This is a genomic window from Cupriavidus sp. 01T418, from assembly GCF_056398885.1.
On the sequence record NZ_JBFTQG010000003.1, the window covers coordinates 1 to 15,949 of the forward strand.

Below are 15,949 nucleotides of genomic sequence, written 5' to 3' on the forward strand. Positions count from 1 at the left end.
TATTGCAAGCTCATGCAACGCGGCGACGGATATGGTTATTCACGCGTAGCGCCATCCACGAAGGAGAGCGGGCGCAGGGGCGACGCTTCGCGTCGCGCGCTATCCCTCACCGGCCTGAAGGCCGATGTTTCCCGCGCGAACTGATGAAAAAACCCCTGCAAGTCATTGACTCACAGGGGTCATTTTTCCGAATCAGGCAGGCCGAATCAACCGATTAAGCGATGGCCTCGACCCGGAGGTTCTTTCTTGTCGTCCGGCGTGTCCCCCGAACGAGCGGGGATCAAGCCTGGAAGGACAATCAGAAAATGTGGCGAATACCGACGGCCGCACCAGTCTGGTTGTTCTTGCCCGGCAGTTCGGTCTTCGTACCGCCAGTCAGCTTGTTGTAGTCCACGGTGCCGTAGACCTGGGTGCGCTTGGACAGCGAGTACTCGGCCAGCAGCACGCCGGTGTAGCGATTGCCCTGGTTGTTGGACACGCCGTTGGTGTTCTTGACGTGGTCGCCGTAGAACACGCCGGTCAGTGCCAGCGCCGGGGTCAACTGGTAGGTCAGGCCCAGGTAGCCGATGGCATCCTTGCGCGGGTTCGCCGTGAAGTTGCCGGTCGGGACCGGGTTGCCGGTGGGGGTGCCAGTAGAGAGGGCGTCGGCGTTCAGGTTGGCGTCGACGCTGCCGGTCTTGTCCTGACCACCCACATAGCCCAGGAAGATCTTCGCCGGGCCGATGCTGTACTTACCTGCGGCGCCCCACATTTGCTGCTTGTTGCCGGCGGAGTCGCGGGTCAGCTGGTACACGCCACCGAAGCCGAACGGGCCAACAGTGTATGCAGCGCGGCCGCCATAGTATTGCGACGAGGTGAAGGAGCCGGCCTTTTCGCCGAAGCCATAGCTGGCGCCCACGTTCAGGCCGCCGAACTTGCCGTCGTAGCTGACTACGTTGTCATTGCGGAAGTTCGTCAGGAAGAACGGCCAGGCGTTGCCAGTGTAGTTGCCGATGGTCAGCGGATCGTAGTCGCCGAAGAAGTTGAAGCCCTCGGTGTACTGGCGGCCCAGCTTGACGGTGCCGAAGTCGCCGGCCAGGCCCACATAGGCCTGACGACCGAACAGGCGGCCCCCTTGATTGGCGCGGCCGTTCTGCGGATCGAAGCCGTTTTCCAGCTGGAAGATCGCCTTCAGGTTGTTGCCCAGGGCTTCGCTGCCCTTGATGCCCCAGCGGCTGTTGGTGATCGCGCCGTTGGTCAGCTGGTACAGGCTGTCGTTGTTGGCGTTCGAGTTGTTGGTGTAGCGCAGGCTCTGGTCGACGATACCGTAGAGGGTCACCGACGATTGGGCGTAGGCGCTGCCGGCCAGCAGCGTACCAATGGCAAGGGTGAGGGCTGACTTCTTCATATGGCTCCTTTTCTATTCTGTATAGTCCGCGGCCGGATCGCGGCGGCGGACGAGTTTACGTTCCGTGTAAACGCTCGCGGAAATTTAACAAAACAGAAAAGATTTAGACACTAATGCACCCCGTTGACAGGCCCTTTGCAGGCATTTGGTGCAAAAGCGTTGTGACGCCGCGACAGAACTACCAAATGGTGCATCGCAGGATGGCGGCAGTGCCATCGCGCCTACCCCACGGGATTGGGGGGCGCCGGCGGTGCGCAAGCGTGCGGCAGGTCGCGATCGCTGGCCCGGACTTCTTCGGGCCAGCGATCCTAGCCTTGCGGGATCTCGATCTTGACCTCGAGCACCTCAAGGTTGTCCTGGCGCTCCAGGCTCACGCGCAGGTCCTGGTCGCTGATCTTCACGTACTTGGAAATCACCGCGACCAGCTCGCGCTGCAGGGCGGGGAGATAGTCGGCCGGCGCGGAATGGCCGGAGCGTTCATGGGCGAGGATGATCTGCAGCCGCTCCTTGGCAACCGAGGCGGACTTTTTCTTCTCGCCGAGCAGGAAGGACAGAATCGACATGAGTGTAGGTCCTCCTTACTTGTTGCCGAAGATGCGAGAGAGCAGCCCCGGTTTCTGGTAGTCGGTGAAGCGCATCGGCTTTTCCTTGCCCAGGAAGCGGTCCACCACGTCGCCATAGGCATCGGCCACGTCCGAGCCTTCCAGGTGGATGGCGGGCGTGCCCTGGTTGGATGCGTGCAGCACGGCTTCGGATTCCGGCACCACGCCGATCAGCTTGATGCGCAGGATTTCCTGGATGTCGGTCAGCGACAGCATCTCGCCGCCATGCACGCGCTTGGGGTTGTAGCGGGTGATCAGCAGGTGTTCCTTGATCGGATCGCCGCCTTCCGCGGCGCGCTTGGTCTTGGACGAGAGGATGCCGAGGATGCGGTCCGAGTCGCGCACCGAGGACACTTCCGGGTTGGTCACGACCAGCGCCTCGTCGGCGAAATACATGGCCAGCAAGGCCCCGGACTCGATGCCAGCGGGCGAGTCGCAGACGATGTACTCGAAGCCCATGTCGACCAGGCCGTTGATGACCTTCTCCACGCCTTCCTTGGTCAGCGCGTCCTTGTCGCGGGTCTGCGAGGCCGGCAGGATGAACAGGTTCTCGCACTTCTTGTCCTTGATCAGGGCCTGGTTCAGGTTGGCCTCGCCTTGCACCACGTTGACCAGGTCGTACACGACGCGGCGCTCGCAACCCATGATCAGGTCGAGGTTGCGCAGGCCGACGTCGAAGTCGATCACGGCAGTCTTATGGCCACGCAGGGCCAGGCCGGTGGAAAAGCTGGCGCTGGTGGTGGTCTTGCCTACGCCTCCCTTGCCGGAGGTCACAACGATGATTTTTGCCATGGCTCTTGGATCCAGTAATGGTTGAAGCTTGCGCTGCTGTGGGTTGGGCTCTGCGGCGGGTGTTACTTCATCCGGAGCGGTTCGAGTATCAGTTTCTCGCCGGCCAGCCGCACCTGGGCCGACTTGCCCAGCACTTCGTCGGGCAGTGGCAGTTCGGCAGTGCGGTAGATGCCGGCGATGGAGAGCAGTTCGGGCTCCAGGCAGGTGCAGAAGATGCGCGCCTGCGCGTTGCCCTTGACGCCCGCCAGCGCGCGGCCGCGCAGCGGGGCATAAATATGGATATTGCCTTCGGCGATCACCTCGGCGCCGTAGCTGACCAGGTCCAGGATCACCACGTCGCCGGCGGCGTAGATCTGCTGGCCGGAGCGCAGGGGCTTGTCGATCAGCATGGTGGGAGCGCCGCGCGAAGCGGCTTCGGCCAGCGCTGCGGCGGCGGCCGCGGCTTCCACCTCGGCTGCCGCGGCCCTGGCTTCGGCTTGCGCCCTGGCTTCGGCCTGTGCTTGCGCCTGTGCTTCCTCGGCCTGCGGGGTTTCCTCGCGTCCGCCGCGCCGGCTCTGGCTGTCCAGCAGGGGCAGGCCGAACGACGCGGCCCAGCCGCGCTGCCCCTCGCGGGCCACCACGCCGATGGCGCGGGCCCTGAGCAGGGCCAGGGTTTCGATCACGGTGTCCAGGGCGATCCTGTCGTCGCCTTCCAGGCGGCGCAGGTCCAGGGCGACCACATCGTTGGAGAAGAAATCGGGGGTCGATTCGAAGCGGGACAGAAGATCGTCCCGCAGCGCTGCGATGTCAGCGGTCTTGAGAGCGAGAAGGAGGGCGTCGACATTGCCACTGCGCAGCTCGAAGCGTGGCGATTTCTTCTGGGACATAGTCGGTGACCGTGGAAATGGGACATTCTAACTTCGTCTGGGTGCAGAACGGTAACAAATGCCCGATGCTTGCGGGTCAGTGCCGGATGCGGCGCGTTGACGGCGCGTTTTCCGGGGCCGGACGCGCCGCCCTGGCGGCGGCGCGCAGGCAACGGCACACCAGCGTGCCGCGATGCCGCCGCTCTTGTTACGATTGCGCCATCTGAACAACGGAGTGGTCATGGGCGCGATCGTCAATAGTGTGGCTTACCGGGGCGGCAAGCGGCTGCGCGATGTGGCCGTGGACGAGATCAGCGACGCCATCGCCGTGCCCGGCACCTTTGTGTGGCTGGGCTTGCACGAACCGGACCTGCCGCTGCTGCGCAAGGTGCAGCAGGAGTTCGGCCTGCACGACCTGGCGGTGGAGGATGCCCTCGACGCGCACCAACGGCCCAAGCTGGAAACCTACGGAGACTCCATCTTCGTCGTGCTGAACACCGCCCAGCTGGTGGACGAGGAAGTGGTGGTCGGCGAGACCCATCTGTTCGTCGGCCCGAACTATGTGGTGTCGGTCCGCCACGGCGCGAGCAGCAGCTACGCGCCGGTGCGCGAGCGCTGCGAGAGCGATCCGCGCGCGCTGGCCAATGGCCCGGGCTACGTGCTCTACGCGCTGATGGATTTCGTGGTGGATCACTACATGCCCATCGTCACCCGGTTGGAGGACGGCTTCGAGCAGCTCGAACAAGGCATTTTCCGCGACGAGTTCGACCGCGCCGCGATCGAGCACCTCTACCACATCAAGCGCCAGGTGCTGCGCCTGCGCAATGCGGTCTATCCGATCGAGGAGATCTGCGGGCAACTGATCCGGCTGCACGAGAACCTGGTGCCCAAGGAGCTGCGCGCGTATTTCCGCGATATCGAGGACCATGCCAGCCGCCAGGTGCGCGCCCTCGACGTGGTGCGCGAGATGTTGACCACCGCGGTGCAGGTGAACCTGGCGCTGGTGACCGTGGGACAGAACGAGGTGGTCAAGCGCCTTGCCGGCTGGGGTGCCATCCTGGCCGTTCCCACGGTGGTGTTCAGCCTGTATGGGATGAACTTCAATTTCATGCCCGAACTGAAATTCCACTATGCGTATCCGGTGGTGATCGGGGTGACCGTGCTGGCCTGCGGCGGGCTCTGGCGCAAGCTGCACAAGTCCGGCTGGATCTGAGCGGCGGGCGCGGGGGCCCGGTCGCCACGCCACGCCTGCCACCCCGGCAGGATCAGCCATGAGCGCTGCCGCGCACTTTCATGCCGTTATTTACGCGATTTATATATCTTCTTTACACCCCCGCCTCCCCTCTCTACCCCGTTTTTACCGTGCCATCCCTAATCTGCCATCTGTGAATCACTCACGGTGTACTGCCATGGATGGGATCTATTTCATTGGGTTGTTGCTGTTCGTTGCGCTGACCGGAGCGCTGCTGGCCTTATGCGCCACACTGGGAGGCAAGCCATCTGGCGTGGGGGACGGGCCGGGCGCGGAGGGTTTCGATGCGCTCCGCAAGGACAGCGCCGCCGACAGGAGGCTGTGATGGACTGGGCTGACCTGCTGGGCGGCGTGCTCGCCGTCGCTGTCTTTATCTACCTCCTGATCGCCCTGTTCCGGCCGGAGAAATTCTGATGTCAAGCGAATTCCTGGGACTCCTGGTCCTCTATCTAGCCATCCTGCTGGCGCTTGCGCCCTTCATGGGGCGCTATATCCGCCGGGCGATGGAGGACGACCGCTACCTCGCCACGGCCTGGGGCCGTCCGCTGGAGCGCCTGCTGTATCGCGTGGCCGGGGTGCGCGCCAATGCCGAGATGGGCTGGAAGCAATACGCTGTCGCGGTGATCGCCTTCAATATGCTGGGCGTGGTGGCCGTCTATGTGCTGCAGCGCGTGCAGGTCTGGCTGCCGCTCAACCCGCAAGGCTTTGGCGCGGTTTCGCCGGACTCCGCCTTCAACACCGCCGTCAGCTTCGTGACCAACACGAACTGGCAGGGTTATGTGGGCGAGTCCACCATGAGCTACCTGACGCAGATGCTGGCGCTCACGGTGCAGAACTTCTTCTCGGCGGCTACCGGCATTGCCGTTGTGTTTGCGCTGATCCGCGGCTTCGCGCGGCAGAGCGCGACCACCATCGGCAACTTCTGGGTGGACATGACGCGCTGCACGCTCTACGTGCTGTTGCCCCTTTCCGCGGCCATCGCGCTGGCGCTGGTGAGCCAGGGCGTGATCCAGAATTTCGACGGCTACAAGGAAGTCGCGCTGGTGACGCCGGTCGAATACAGCCAGCCCAAGGTGGACGCCGCCGGCCAGCCCGTGCTCGACGCCAAGGGCGCGCCCGTGACGCAGGCCATGAAGACTGACAAGCAGACGCTGGCGATGGGCCCGGTGGCTTCGCAGGAAGCCATCAAGATGCTCGGCACCAATGGCGGCGGCTTCTTCAACGCCAACTCGGCCCATCCGTTCGAGAATCCGACCGCGCTCGCCAACCTGATCCAGATGCTGGCCATTTTCCTGATCCCGGCAGGGTTGTGCTTCACCTTCGGCGAGATGGTGAAGGATCGCCGCCAGGGCGTGGCCATACTGGCTTCGATGACGGTGATCTTCGTCGTGATGGCGTGCGTGGCCGCGCTTTCCGAGCAGCAGGCGAATGCCGCGCTGGCGGGCTTGCCGATCGACCATGCCGCCAGCGCGCTGCAGGCCGGCGGCAATATGGAAGGCAAGGAAACGCGCTTCGGCCTTGCCGCCAGCGCGCTGTTCGCCACCATCACCACGGCGGCCTCGTGCGGCGCGGTCAACGCCATGCACGATTCCTTTACCGCCATCGGCGGCCTGGTGCCGATGCTGTTGATTCAACTTGGCGAGGTGGTGTTCGGCGGCGTTGGCTCGGGCCTGTACGGCATGCTGGTGTACGCGGTGCTGGCGGTGTTTATCGCGGGGTTGATGATCGGCCGCACGCCGGAGTACCTGGGCAAGAAGATCGAAACGTATGAGATGAAGATGACCGCCGTGGCGATCCTGGTCACGCCGCTGCTGGTGCTCCTGGGCACGGCGGTGGCGGTGATGGTGGAGCCCGGCCGCGCCGGCGTATTCAACCCCGGCACGCACGGCTTCTCGGAGATCCTCTACGCCTTCTCGTCGGCCGCCAACAACAACGGCAGCGCCTTTGCCGGTTTGTCGGCGAATACGCCCTTCTACAACGTGGCGCTGGCCGCCACGATGTGGTTCGGCCGCTTCTGGATCATCGTGCCGATCCTGGCCATGGCGGGGTCGCTGGCGGCCAAGCGCCGGCTGCCGGTCACCGGCGGCACCATGCCCACGCACGGCCCGCTGTTCGTGGTGCTGCTGGTTGGCTCGGTGTTGATGGTGGGCGCCCTGACCTATATCCCGGCGCTCGCGCTGGGTCCGGTGGCGGAGCAATTGCAGCCTCCGGCGGTGACGGCGGCGGGCAAGTAACAAGTCAGCAAGGAATGAGGGCCGGCGCCAGCGCATCCGGCGCCAGCCCTCAAAAAGAGCGTATCAGCAGATTGCGGAGAAGCGCATGCAACAAGAATCCATGGTGACGCGCGGCAAGAACGCCGGCGCAGCACCGGCAAACACTACCCCGGCGACCAGCGCGGCCACGCCGGTCCACGGGTCCCACGGGCTGGTCAAGGGCGGCGGCCATCATCGTCCGGCGCGCGGGGGCATGTTCGCGCCGGAACTGGTCAAGCCGGCCATGCTTGACTCGGTGAAGAAGCTTTCGCCGCGCGACCAGTTGCGCAACCCGGTGATGTTCGTGGTTTATGTGGGCAGTATCCTGACCACCATCCTGTTCTTCCGCGCGCTGTTCGCGCCGGCCACGGCCGGCGGCGAAAGCGCCGGCTTTATCCTGGCCGTGTCGGTGTGGTTGTGGTTCACCGTGCTGTTCGCCAACTTTGCCGAAGCGCTGGCCGAAGGGCGCAGCAAGCAGCAGGCCGAGGCGCTGCGCGGGCTGAAGACCACGGTCACCGCCAAGCTGGTCAAGGAAGGCCGGCGCGACTACCGCGCCGCCGGCGCCACCGAGCCGCGCGGCGCCGCCGCGCTGCGCCGCGGCGACGTGGTGCTGGTCGAAGCCGGCGACATGGTGCCTGGCGACGGCGACGTGATCGAAGGCGTGGCCTCGGTGGACGAGAGCGCCATCACCGGCGAATCCGCGCCGGTGATCCGCGAGTCGGGTGGCGATTTCTCCTCGGTCACCGGCGGCACGCGCGTGCTGTCCGACTGGATCGTGGTGCGCATCACCACCAATCCCGGCGAGAGCTTTATCGACCGCATGATCACCATGGTCGAAGGCGCCAAGCGCCAGAAGACGCCCAACGAACTGGCGCTGACCATCCTGCTGGTCGGGCTGACCATCGTGCTGCTGCTGGCCACCGCCACGCTGCAACCGTTCTCGGTGTACAGCGTGCTCGTCGCCAAGGCCGGCATGCCCGTCACCATCACGGTGCTGATCGCGCTGCTGGTGTGCCTGATCCCGACCACCATTGGCGGCCTGTTGTCGGCCATCGGCGTGGCCGGCATGAGCCGCATGATGGAAGCSAATGTGATCGCCACCTCGGGCCGCGCGGTGGAAGCCGCCGGCGACGTGGACGTGCTGCTGCTCGACAAGACCGGCACCATCACCCACGGCAACCGCCAGGCCTCGCGCTTTATCGCCGCGCCCGGCGTGTCGGCGCAGCAACTGGCCGAAGCCGCCTGGCTGTCGTCGCTGGCCGACGAAACGCCGGAAGGCCGCAGCATCGTGACGCTGGCACGCCAGCAGACCGGTGCCGCTACGCCGGATATCAGCGCGCTGCGCCCGATCTTCGTGCCGTTCACAGCGCAGACCCGCATGAGCGGCGTGGATGCCGGTGGCCGCAGCGTGCGCAAGGGCGCCGCCGACGCGGTGCGCAGGTACGTGACCGAACGCGCCGGCAAGTTCCCCGACGCGGTGATGCAGGCCGTGGACGACGTGGCCCGCGCCGGCAGCACGCCGCTGGTGGTGGCGGAATCCAGCACCGATGGCGAGAACGTGCGCGTGCTCGGCGTGGTCGAGTTGAAGGACATCGTCAAGGCCGGTATCCGCGAACGCTTCGGCGAACTGCGCAAGATGGGCATCAAGACCGTGATGATCACCGGCGACAACCGGCTCACCGCCGCGTCGATCGCGGCCGAGGCCGGCGTCGATGACTTCCTCGCCGAAGCCACGCCCGAAGCCAAGCTCAAGCTGATCCGCGACTACCAGGCCGAAGGCCGCCTGGTGGCGATGACCGGCGACGGCACCAACGACGCGCCCGCGCTGGCGCAAGCCGACGTGGCCGTGGCGATGAACAGCGGCACGCAGGCGGCCAAGGAAGCCGGCAACATGGTCGACCTGGACAGCAATCCGACCAAGCTGATCGAGATCGTCGAGATCGGCAAGCAGATGCTGATGACGCGCGGGTCGCTGACCACCTTCAGCGTGGCCAACGACGTGGCGAAGTATTTCGCGATCATCCCGGCCGCCTTCGCCACCACGTATCCGCAGCTTAACCAGCTCAACGTGATGGGCCTGGCCACGCCGGCCTCGGCCATCCTGTCGGCGGTGATCTTCAACGCGCTGATCATCGTGGTGCTGATCCCGCTGGCACTGCGCGGCGTGGTGTACCGCCCGCTCGGCGCGGCCATCCTGCTGCGGCGCAATCTGCTGATCTACGGGCTGGGCGGCATCCTGATCCCCTTTGTCGGCATCAAGGCGATCGACATGATCCTGGCGCTGTTCGGCTGGGTCTGACGCATCGCGCCGCATCGAATGTAAACGGAGCAATCCATGAATACGCAAGTCCAAACCGCCCAAACTGGCCAAACCGCCCAGCCCGCCACGCCCGTCCAGGGCGGCTTCCTGCGGCCCATGCTGACGGTGTTCGTCGTGCTGTCGGCGATTACCGGGCTGCTGTACCCCGGCGTGATCACCGGCATTTCGCACGCAGTGTTCCCGTTTGAGGCGGCCGGGTCGCTGATCGTCAAGGACGGTAACGCCGTCGGCTCGGCGCTGATCGGCCAGCCGTTCTCGGACCCCAAGTATTTCTGGGGCCGCTTGTCGGCCACGTCGCCGATGCCATATAACGCGGCGGCGTCGTCCGGCTCGAATCTCGGCCCGAGCAATCCGGCGCTCACCGATGCCGCGCGTGCCCGCATCGACGCGCTGCGCGAGGCCGATCCCGGCAACAAGGCGGCGGTGCCGGTGGATCTGGTGACCGCTTCGGGCAGCGGGCTCGACCCGCATATCAGCCCCGCCGCCGCGCAATACCAGGCGGCCCGCGTAGCCCGCCTGCGCGGCTTGCCGCTGGAGCGCGTGCAGGCCTTGATTGCAGCGAATACCGGTGCGCCGCTGCTGGCGGTGATGGGCGATCCGGTGGTGAATGTGCTTAAGTTGAATCTCGCGCTGGATGGCGGGAAGCAGTGAGGTAGACGATGCCTCTGGTTTGTTCCCCTCTCCCGCGCTTGCGGGAGAGGGCGAGTGCTCTTCTCGCCCGGATGCCGGGCCTCCAGCGTGGCACAATCGTTTGTACCCATCCCTCTCCCGGGCAATGACCCCCACCATGCCTGACGCCGCCACGCGCGATGCCCCCGACCGGCCCGATCCCGATGCCCTGCTGCAACGCATGCAGGAGGAGGGCGAGCGCGCCGCGCGCGGCAAGCTGCGTGTGTATTTCGGCGCTTCCGCCGGCGTCGGCAAGACCTTCGCCATGCTCACCGCCGCGCGGGCGCTGCGCGAGCAGGGCAGCGACGTGGTGATCGGCGTCGTCGAGACCCATGGCCGCGCCGAGACCGAGGTGCTGATCGCGGGGCTGGAGCGGCTGCCGATGAAGGACATGCCGCATCACAAGCTCGACGACCGCGTGCTGCAGGAGTTCGACCTGGACGGCGCGCTGGCCCGGCGCCCGGCGCTGATCCTGGTCGACGAGCTGGCGCATTCCAACGCCACCGGCAGCCGCCACCCCAAGCGCTGGCAGGACATCGAGGAGCTGCTGTCCGCCGGCATCGATGTCTGGACCACGGTCAACGTCCAGCACCTGGACAGCCTCAACGAGGCGGTGGGCGGCATCACCGGCATCCGCGTGTGGGAAACCGTGCCCGACACGGTCTTCGACGACGCCGACGAAGTCATCCTGGTGGACCTGCCCGCCGACGAACTGCTGCGGCGCCTGCGCGACGGCAAGGTCTACCTGCCGGAGCAGGCCCGTACCGCGGCCAGCAACTTCTTCCGCAAGGGCAACCTGATCGCGCTGCGCGAGCTGGCGCTGCGTCGCACCGCCGACCGCGTCGACGACGATGTGCGCGCCTACCGGCACGCCGAATCGATCCGCCCGGTCTGGCGCACGCGCGAAGCGGTGCTGGCGTGCATCGGCACCGGCGACGACGCCGGGCAGGTGGTCAAGAGCGCGCGCCGGCTGGCCGGGCAGCTCGATTGCGACTGGCATGTGGTGACGGTGGCCACGCCGCGCCTGGCGCAGCTTGCCGCGCGGGAGCGCCAGAACATCGAGCAAGCGATGCGGCTGGCCGAGGAACTCGGCGCGCGCACCGAGACCCTGGCCGGCCGCGATATCGTGCAGTCGGTAGCCGGCTATGTGCGGCGCCACAACCTCACCAAGGTGCTGGTCGGGCGCGCGCCCGGCAACTGGCGTCCCAGCGGCGGCGGCTTGCTGGAGCGGGCGCGGGCGCTGCTGGCGCTGGGCCTGTCGCCGTTCCTGGGTGCGCGCGCCTGGCTGTTCGGCCGCCATAGCTTTGCCGATTCGCTGGCGCTGGGCTGCCCGGAGATCGACGTGATCCGCGTGGCCGCGGACGCCATGGGCGCAGACACGCGCGGCCGCCCGCAACCGGTGGACGGACGCCCCGACGTGCGCGAGGACCCGGCGCACAGCGATGAAGGCAGTGAGGCGGCCCGCCGTATCGACTACCTGTGGGCGATAGCGTGGTGCGCGGGCGCGAGCTTGTTGTCGGCGTTGACGCGGCCGTGGTTCGATCTGGTCAATATCGCCATGCTGTTCCTCGCGGCGGTGGTCGGCGTGGCGCTGCGCCACGGACGCGGCCCTGCCGCGCTGGCCTCGGTGCTGTCGGTGGCCGCCTTCGACTTTTTCTTCGTGCCGCCGCGCATGTCCTTCGCGGTCAGCGACGTGCAGTACCTGGTGACCTTCGTGGTGATGCTGGCGGTGGGCCTGGTGATCGGCCAGCTCACTGCCGGGCTGCGCGAGCAGGCCCAGGTCTCGGTGGAGCGCGAGACCGATGCGCGCACCCTCTACGAACTGGCGCGCGAGCTGTCCGCCGCGCTGATGCCCGAGCAGATCGTCGCCATCAGCAGCCGCTTCCTGCAAGCCGCGCTGGGCGCGCGCTCGGCGTTCTTCCTGGTGTCGGCCAAGGGGCGGCTGTTACCGCCGGTGATCGATCCGGGGCAGCGAGGCACCGACGCCATCGACCCCGTGCTGGCGCAATGGGTCTTCGACCACGGCCAGCCCGCTGGCACCGGTACCCACACGCTGCCGGGCAGCACCGTGCTCTACCTGCCGCTCAAGGCGCCGATGCAGACGCGCGGCGTGCTGGCGGTGGAGCCGCAGGAGTGGCGCGCTTTTGCGCGGCCCGAACGGCGCCGGCAGATCGACGTGTTCGCCACGCTGATCGCCATCGCCATCGAGCGGCTGCACTATGTGGAAGTGGCGCAGCAGGCGCTGGTGTCGATGGAGTCGGAGCGGCTGCGCAGCTCGCTGCTGGCCGCCGTCTCGCACGACCTGCGCACGCCGCTGACCAGCCTGATCGGCATGGCCGAAACCATGCAGCGCGCCGAGCCGCCGCTGCCGCCGCCGCTGTCCGAAAGCGTGGATGCGATGCGCGAGCAGGCCCTGCGCATGCGCACCATGGTGGTCAACCTGCTCGACATGGCCCGCCTGCAAAGCCGCGACGTACGCATGCAGAAAGAATGGCAGTCGATCGAGGAACTGGTGGGCGCGGCGCTGGCCGGCATGCGCGACGCGCTGTCGCGGCACCGTGTGTCGGTCGCCGATCTGTCGGAGCTGCCGCTGGTGGAGTGCGACGCGGTGCTGATGGAGCGGGTGCTGTGCAACCTGCTGGAGAATGCCGCCAAGTACACGCCGCCGGGCACGGATATCCGCATTGCCGGCGAGGTGGTTGCCGCGGAGGTGCGGCTCACGGTGGAGGACGACGGCCCCGGCGTGCCGCGCGGGCAGGAACAGTCGATCTTCCAGAAATTCACGCGCGGCGAGCGCGAGTCGGCCACCGCTGGCGTCGGCCTGGGCCTTGCGGTGTGCGAAGCCATCGTGCAGGCGCACGGCGGGCGCATCTGGGTGGAAGGCGCTGGCGCGCGCGCCGATGGCTCGCTGGGCACCGGGGCGCGGTTCGTGGTGGCGCTGCCGCGCGGCAATCCGCCGGCGGTCGAGCCGGAGCCGCCCGAGGAAGTCGCCATGTCCTCGCATGGCGCGGGGCGCGCCGCGCGCGAGGCAGCCAACAAGGAATCGAACCGAAATGACATTTGAATTCTCGCCAACGGTATTGCTGGTCGAAGACGAACCGCATATCCGGCGCTTCGTGCGTGAGGCGCTGCAAGCGGAGGGCTGCACCGTGCACGAGGCCGAGACGCTCAAGCGTGGCCTGATCGATGCGGGTACCCGCCAGCCCGACGTGGTGATCCTCGACCTCGGCCTGCCCGATGGCGACGGCATGACGCTGATCCGCGAGATGCGCACCTGGACCGAAGTGCCGGTGCTGGTGCTATCGGCGCGCGCCGGCGAATCCGACAAGATCGCCGCGCTCGATGCCGGCGCCGACGACTACCTGACCAAGCCCTTCGGCGTGGGCGAGCTGATCGCGCGCGTGCGTGTGCTGCTGCGCCGGCACGCCAAGATCAACCCACAAGGCACGCCACTGGTTGCCTTTGGCGAAGTGCAGATCGACCTGGCCAACCGGGTGGTCACGCGCTCCGGAGACGACGTGCATCTCACGCCGATCGAATACCGCCTGCTCGCTGTGCTGATCGCGCATCGCGGCAAGGTGATGACGCATCGCGAGTTGCTGCGTGAAGTCTGGGGGCCGGCGCATTCGGAGAGCAGCCATTATTTGCGGGTGTATATGGGACATCTGCGGCACAAGCTGGAAGCCGATCCGGCGCAGCCTTCGCATTTGATGACGGAGGTGGGGGTGGGGTATCGGTTTGTGGGGTGAGGGGGAGGGGGAGGGGGGTTAAAGGAAACTGCAACTGCAACTGCAACTGCAACTGCAACTGCAACTGCAAAGTCAAAGGCAGTTTCACCTCCCCTGCGGGGAGGCGACCTACTTTCTTGTCTCGCCAAGAAAGTAGGCAAAGAAGGCGACCCGGATGGGGCGAAAGACTCCTCGTCGTCAGACAAAAAGAGCGGCCGGGGGCCAAACTCGCATCGCCTTAAGGCGATACTCAAACATGGCCCCCTCTTTTCCGCTCTTTTTGCCTGACGACGAGGCGCCCCATACGGGCTAGGCAAACCGCTACGGCTCGCTTCGCATCGCGGGACGGTGTTTGCCGCCCGACGGGCGGAAAACACGGCTACACCCATTGTGATCCGACGCTATCGCATTTTCGGTTCATCGGACTTTCATGTGGGTACTGCATCCTGGTACGAGTGGCCGGATGCAGTACGGTGGTTTGCTCTCTCCCATGAGCGGCGGCCTTCCCCCCTCACCACACGCCAAAGAACACCCCCGCCTGCTTATACACATTGGTCTTCGCCGCCACCTCTTCATGGCTGACGGTGGTGCGTGGCTTCAGCGTGCAGAACCATTCCAGCAGGTGCCCCTGCATGGCCGAGCGGATTGCCTCATGGCCAGGATCGGCGCCCAGGTCGAAGAACTCGTCGGGGTCGCGCGCCAGGTCGAACAACTGCGCACGGAAACCCTGCCAGTGCACATACTTCCAGCGCGCATTGCGCACCATCCACGCCCGGCATTCGCCCGGGTGCCGGCCCAGCGCCAGGCGCGCGCCGCGATAGGCATAGTCCAGCTCCGACACCACGAAATCGCGCCACTGCCCATTGCCGCGCTCGCGCGTGAGATCCAGTAGTGAGCGGCCTTCGACGCGATGGTCCGCCGGCGGCAGGCCCAGCGCGTCCAGCACGGTCGGCACCACGTCCACGGCCGAAACCATGCGCGCATCGGCGCTGCCGCGCGTGGCGTTGGCGTCGGGCGACGGATCGTAGACGATCAGCGGGATGTTCTGCACGGTGTCGTAGAACTGCTCCTTCTCGCCGAGCCAGTGATCGCCAAGGAAGTCGCCGTGATCGGCCGTGAAGACGATCAACGTGTCTTCCCAGCGGCCCAGGCGTTCAAGCTGTTCCCACAGTTCGCCCAGCCGGTCGTCGATCTGCTGCACCAGGCCCTGGTAGGCGGGGCGCACCGTGTCCGAGACGACGCTGCGCATGAAGGTGGCGCATTCCTCCTGCGTGCGGTAAGCGTCCAGCACCGGATGCGGATCCTGCAGCTCCACGTCGTGGCGCTTGAGCGGCAGGCAGTCGTCCAGCGTGTAGGCCGCGTGGTAAGGCGCGGGCGCCATGTAGGGCCAGTGCGGCTTGACCAGCGAGAGATGCAGCACCCACGGATCGTCGCCGCGCGCGGCGATGTACTGCATCGCCTGGCCTACCGTATAAGCCGTCTCCGAGTGCGGCTCCGCCACGCGCGCCGGCAGGCCGGCATTGCGCATCTGCCAGCCCGACACGATCTCGCCCTGCGCGTTTTCCGCGCTGATCACGTAGTCCGTCCACGGATCCGCGCTGTCGTAGCCCTGCTTGCGCAACCATTCGGCGTAGGCGCTGTGCGGCTCGGCGTGATGGCCGTCGTGCCGGTCGACTTCGACAAAATGCCCGCTGCGCAGCAGCGTTTCGAGCTCGCTGCCGCCATCAAGATGCAGGCGCTTCAGATTGGCGTTGTCGGGCATGACGTGGGTCTTGCCGGCAAGCGCCAGTGCGCGGTGGCTGTCCTTCAGGTATTCACCCAGCGTCACTTCGCCGACCGACAGCGGAACGCGGTTCCACGTGGCGCCATGGCTGCTTGGGTAGCGGCCGGTATAAAAGCTCATGCGGCTGGGGCCACAGACGCCGGAGGTGACAAAGGCCTTGGTGAAGCGCACGCCGCGGGCAGCCAGGGCGTCGATGTTTTTCGTGCGCAGGGTGGGGTGACCGTAGCAGGCCAGGTGGTCCTGGCGCAGCTGGTCGCACATGATGAAGAGGGTGTTGCGGGTCGACATGCTGTTTAGATTATTCACCGTAAGAATAGAG

Annotated in this window: 13 protein-coding genes; 8 read left to right on the forward strand and 5 right to left on the reverse strand. The window is 66.3% G+C overall.

Annotated features, from left to right (window positions below):
- Nucleotides 1-298: 298 nt before the first annotated feature.
- The 4 genes from AC1DQ3_RS04180 to minC all read right to left on the reverse strand — a co-directional run bounded on the left by AC1DQ3_RS04180 (nucleotide 299) and on the right by minC (nucleotide 3,647).
- Nucleotides 299-1,387, reverse strand: a complete 1,089-nt coding sequence (locus AC1DQ3_RS04180; RefSeq protein WP_477118920.1) for a porin — start codon at nucleotides 1,385-1,387, stop codon at nucleotides 299-301.
- A 308-nt stretch (nucleotides 1,388-1,695) separates the two neighbouring features.
- A complete protein-coding gene (minE, locus tag AC1DQ3_RS04185) occupies nucleotides 1,696-1,950 on the reverse strand; it encodes a cell division topological specificity factor MinE (protein ID WP_017225994.1) in 255 nt (84 codons plus the stop codon).
- Nucleotides 1,951-1,965: 15 nt separating this feature from the next.
- Nucleotides 1,966-2,781 (reverse strand): septum site-determining protein MinD, encoded by an 816-nt coding sequence (minD, locus tag AC1DQ3_RS04190; RefSeq protein WP_477118921.1) that lies wholly within the window; start codon nucleotides 2,779-2,781, stop codon nucleotides 1,966-1,968.
- A gap of 62 nt (nucleotides 2,782-2,843) precedes the next feature.
- Nucleotides 2,844-3,647 carry a septum site-determining protein MinC gene (minC, locus tag AC1DQ3_RS04195; RefSeq protein ID WP_477118922.1) on the reverse strand — a complete coding sequence of 268 codons (804 nt, stop codon included), beginning with the start codon at nucleotides 3,645-3,647 and terminating at the stop codon, nucleotides 2,844-2,846.
- Nucleotides 3,648-3,867: 220 nt separating this feature from the next.
- On the opposite strand from minC, the gene AC1DQ3_RS04200 reads away from it, so the two are divergent.
- The 8 genes from AC1DQ3_RS04200 to kdpE all read left to right on the forward strand — a co-directional run bounded on the left by AC1DQ3_RS04200 (nucleotide 3,868) and on the right by kdpE (nucleotide 13,868).
- Nucleotides 3,868-4,839 (forward strand): magnesium and cobalt transport protein CorA, encoded by a 972-nt coding sequence (locus tag AC1DQ3_RS04200; RefSeq protein ID WP_477118923.1) that lies wholly within the window; start codon nucleotides 3,868-3,870, stop codon nucleotides 4,837-4,839.
- A gap of 196 nt (nucleotides 4,840-5,035) precedes the next feature.
- Nucleotides 5,036-5,203 (forward strand): hypothetical protein, encoded by a 168-nt coding sequence (locus AC1DQ3_RS04205; RefSeq protein WP_477118924.1) that lies wholly within the window; start codon nucleotides 5,036-5,038, stop codon nucleotides 5,201-5,203.
- On the forward strand, nucleotides 5,203-5,292 hold the full coding sequence (kdpF, locus tag AC1DQ3_RS04210) for a K(+)-transporting ATPase subunit F (RefSeq protein WP_006164365.1): 90 nt from the start codon (nucleotides 5,203-5,205) through the stop codon (nucleotides 5,290-5,292). The genes AC1DQ3_RS04205 and kdpF overlap by 1 nt, the downstream gene beginning before the upstream one ends.
- Nucleotides 5,292-7,112, forward strand: a complete 1,821-nt coding sequence (gene kdpA, locus AC1DQ3_RS04215; RefSeq protein ID WP_477118925.1) for a potassium-transporting ATPase subunit KdpA — start codon at nucleotides 5,292-5,294, stop codon at nucleotides 7,110-7,112. The genes kdpF and kdpA overlap by 1 nt, the downstream gene beginning before the upstream one ends.
- A gap of 85 nt (nucleotides 7,113-7,197) precedes the next feature.
- On the forward strand, nucleotides 7,198-9,429 hold the full coding sequence (gene kdpB, locus AC1DQ3_RS04220) for a potassium-transporting ATPase subunit KdpB (RefSeq protein ID WP_477118926.1): 2,232 nt from the start codon (nucleotides 7,198-7,200) through the stop codon (nucleotides 9,427-9,429).
- 36 nt (nucleotides 9,430-9,465) lie between these two features.
- Nucleotides 9,466-10,101: a potassium-transporting ATPase subunit KdpC gene (gene kdpC / locus AC1DQ3_RS04225; protein ID WP_477118927.1), complete on the forward strand. Its 636-nt coding sequence runs from the start codon at nucleotides 9,466-9,468 to the stop codon at nucleotides 10,099-10,101.
- A gap of 136 nt (nucleotides 10,102-10,237) precedes the next feature.
- Complete coding sequence (locus AC1DQ3_RS04230; protein ID WP_477118928.1) at nucleotides 10,238-13,183, forward strand: DUF4118 domain-containing protein; 2,946 nt, start codon at nucleotides 10,238-10,240, stop codon at nucleotides 13,181-13,183.
- Nucleotides 13,173-13,868, forward strand: coding sequence for a two-component system response regulator KdpE (kdpE, locus tag AC1DQ3_RS04235; RefSeq protein ID WP_477118929.1), 696 nt, complete (start codon nucleotides 13,173-13,175; stop codon nucleotides 13,866-13,868). The genes AC1DQ3_RS04230 and kdpE overlap by 11 nt, the downstream gene beginning before the upstream one ends.
- 490 nt (nucleotides 13,869-14,358) lie before the next feature.
- On the opposite strand, the gene AC1DQ3_RS04240 is transcribed toward kdpE, so the two are convergent.
- Nucleotides 14,359-15,918 carry a sulfatase-like hydrolase/transferase gene (locus AC1DQ3_RS04240; RefSeq protein ID WP_477118930.1) on the reverse strand — a complete coding sequence of 520 codons (1,560 nt, stop codon included), beginning with the start codon at nucleotides 15,916-15,918 and terminating at the stop codon, nucleotides 14,359-14,361.
- Nucleotides 15,919-15,949 lie beyond the last annotated feature (31 nt).

Coding starts and splice junctions, on each gene's coding strand:
- minC (WP_477118922.1), bottom strand. CDS start 3,647: ATGTCCCAGAAGAAATCGCCACGCTTCGAGCTGCGCAGTGGCAATGTC.
- AC1DQ3_RS04205 (WP_477118924.1), top strand. CDS start 5,036: ATGGATGGGATCTATTTCATTGGGTTGTTGCTGTTCGTTGCGCTGACC.
- AC1DQ3_RS04240 (WP_477118930.1), bottom strand. CDS start 15,918: ATGTCGACCCGCAACACCCTCTTCATCATGTGCGACCAGCTGCGCCAG.
- AC1DQ3_RS04180 (WP_477118920.1), bottom strand. CDS start 1,387: ATGAAGAAGTCAGCCCTCACCCTTGCCATTGGTACGCTGCTGGCCGGC.
- kdpF (WP_006164365.1), top strand. CDS start 5,203: ATGGACTGGGCTGACCTGCTGGGCGGCGTGCTCGCCGTCGCTGTCTTT.
- minD (WP_477118921.1), bottom strand. CDS start 2,781: ATGGCAAAAATCATCGTTGTGACCTCCGGCAAGGGAGGCGTAGGCAAG.
- kdpE (WP_477118929.1), top strand. CDS start 13,173: ATGACATTTGAATTCTCGCCAACGGTATTGCTGGTCGAAGACGAACCG.
- AC1DQ3_RS04200 (WP_477118923.1), top strand. CDS start 3,868: ATGGGCGCGATCGTCAATAGTGTGGCTTACCGGGGCGGCAAGCGGCTG.
- AC1DQ3_RS04230 (WP_477118928.1), top strand. CDS start 10,238: ATGCCTGACGCCGCCACGCGCGATGCCCCCGACCGGCCCGATCCCGAT.
- kdpC (WP_477118927.1), top strand. CDS start 9,466: ATGAATACGCAAGTCCAAACCGCCCAAACTGGCCAAACCGCCCAGCCC.
- minE (WP_017225994.1), bottom strand. CDS start 1,950: ATGTCGATTCTGTCCTTCCTGCTCGGCGAGAAGAAAAAGTCCGCCTCG.
- kdpA (WP_477118925.1), top strand. CDS start 5,292: ATGTCAAGCGAATTCCTGGGACTCCTGGTCCTCTATCTAGCCATCCTG.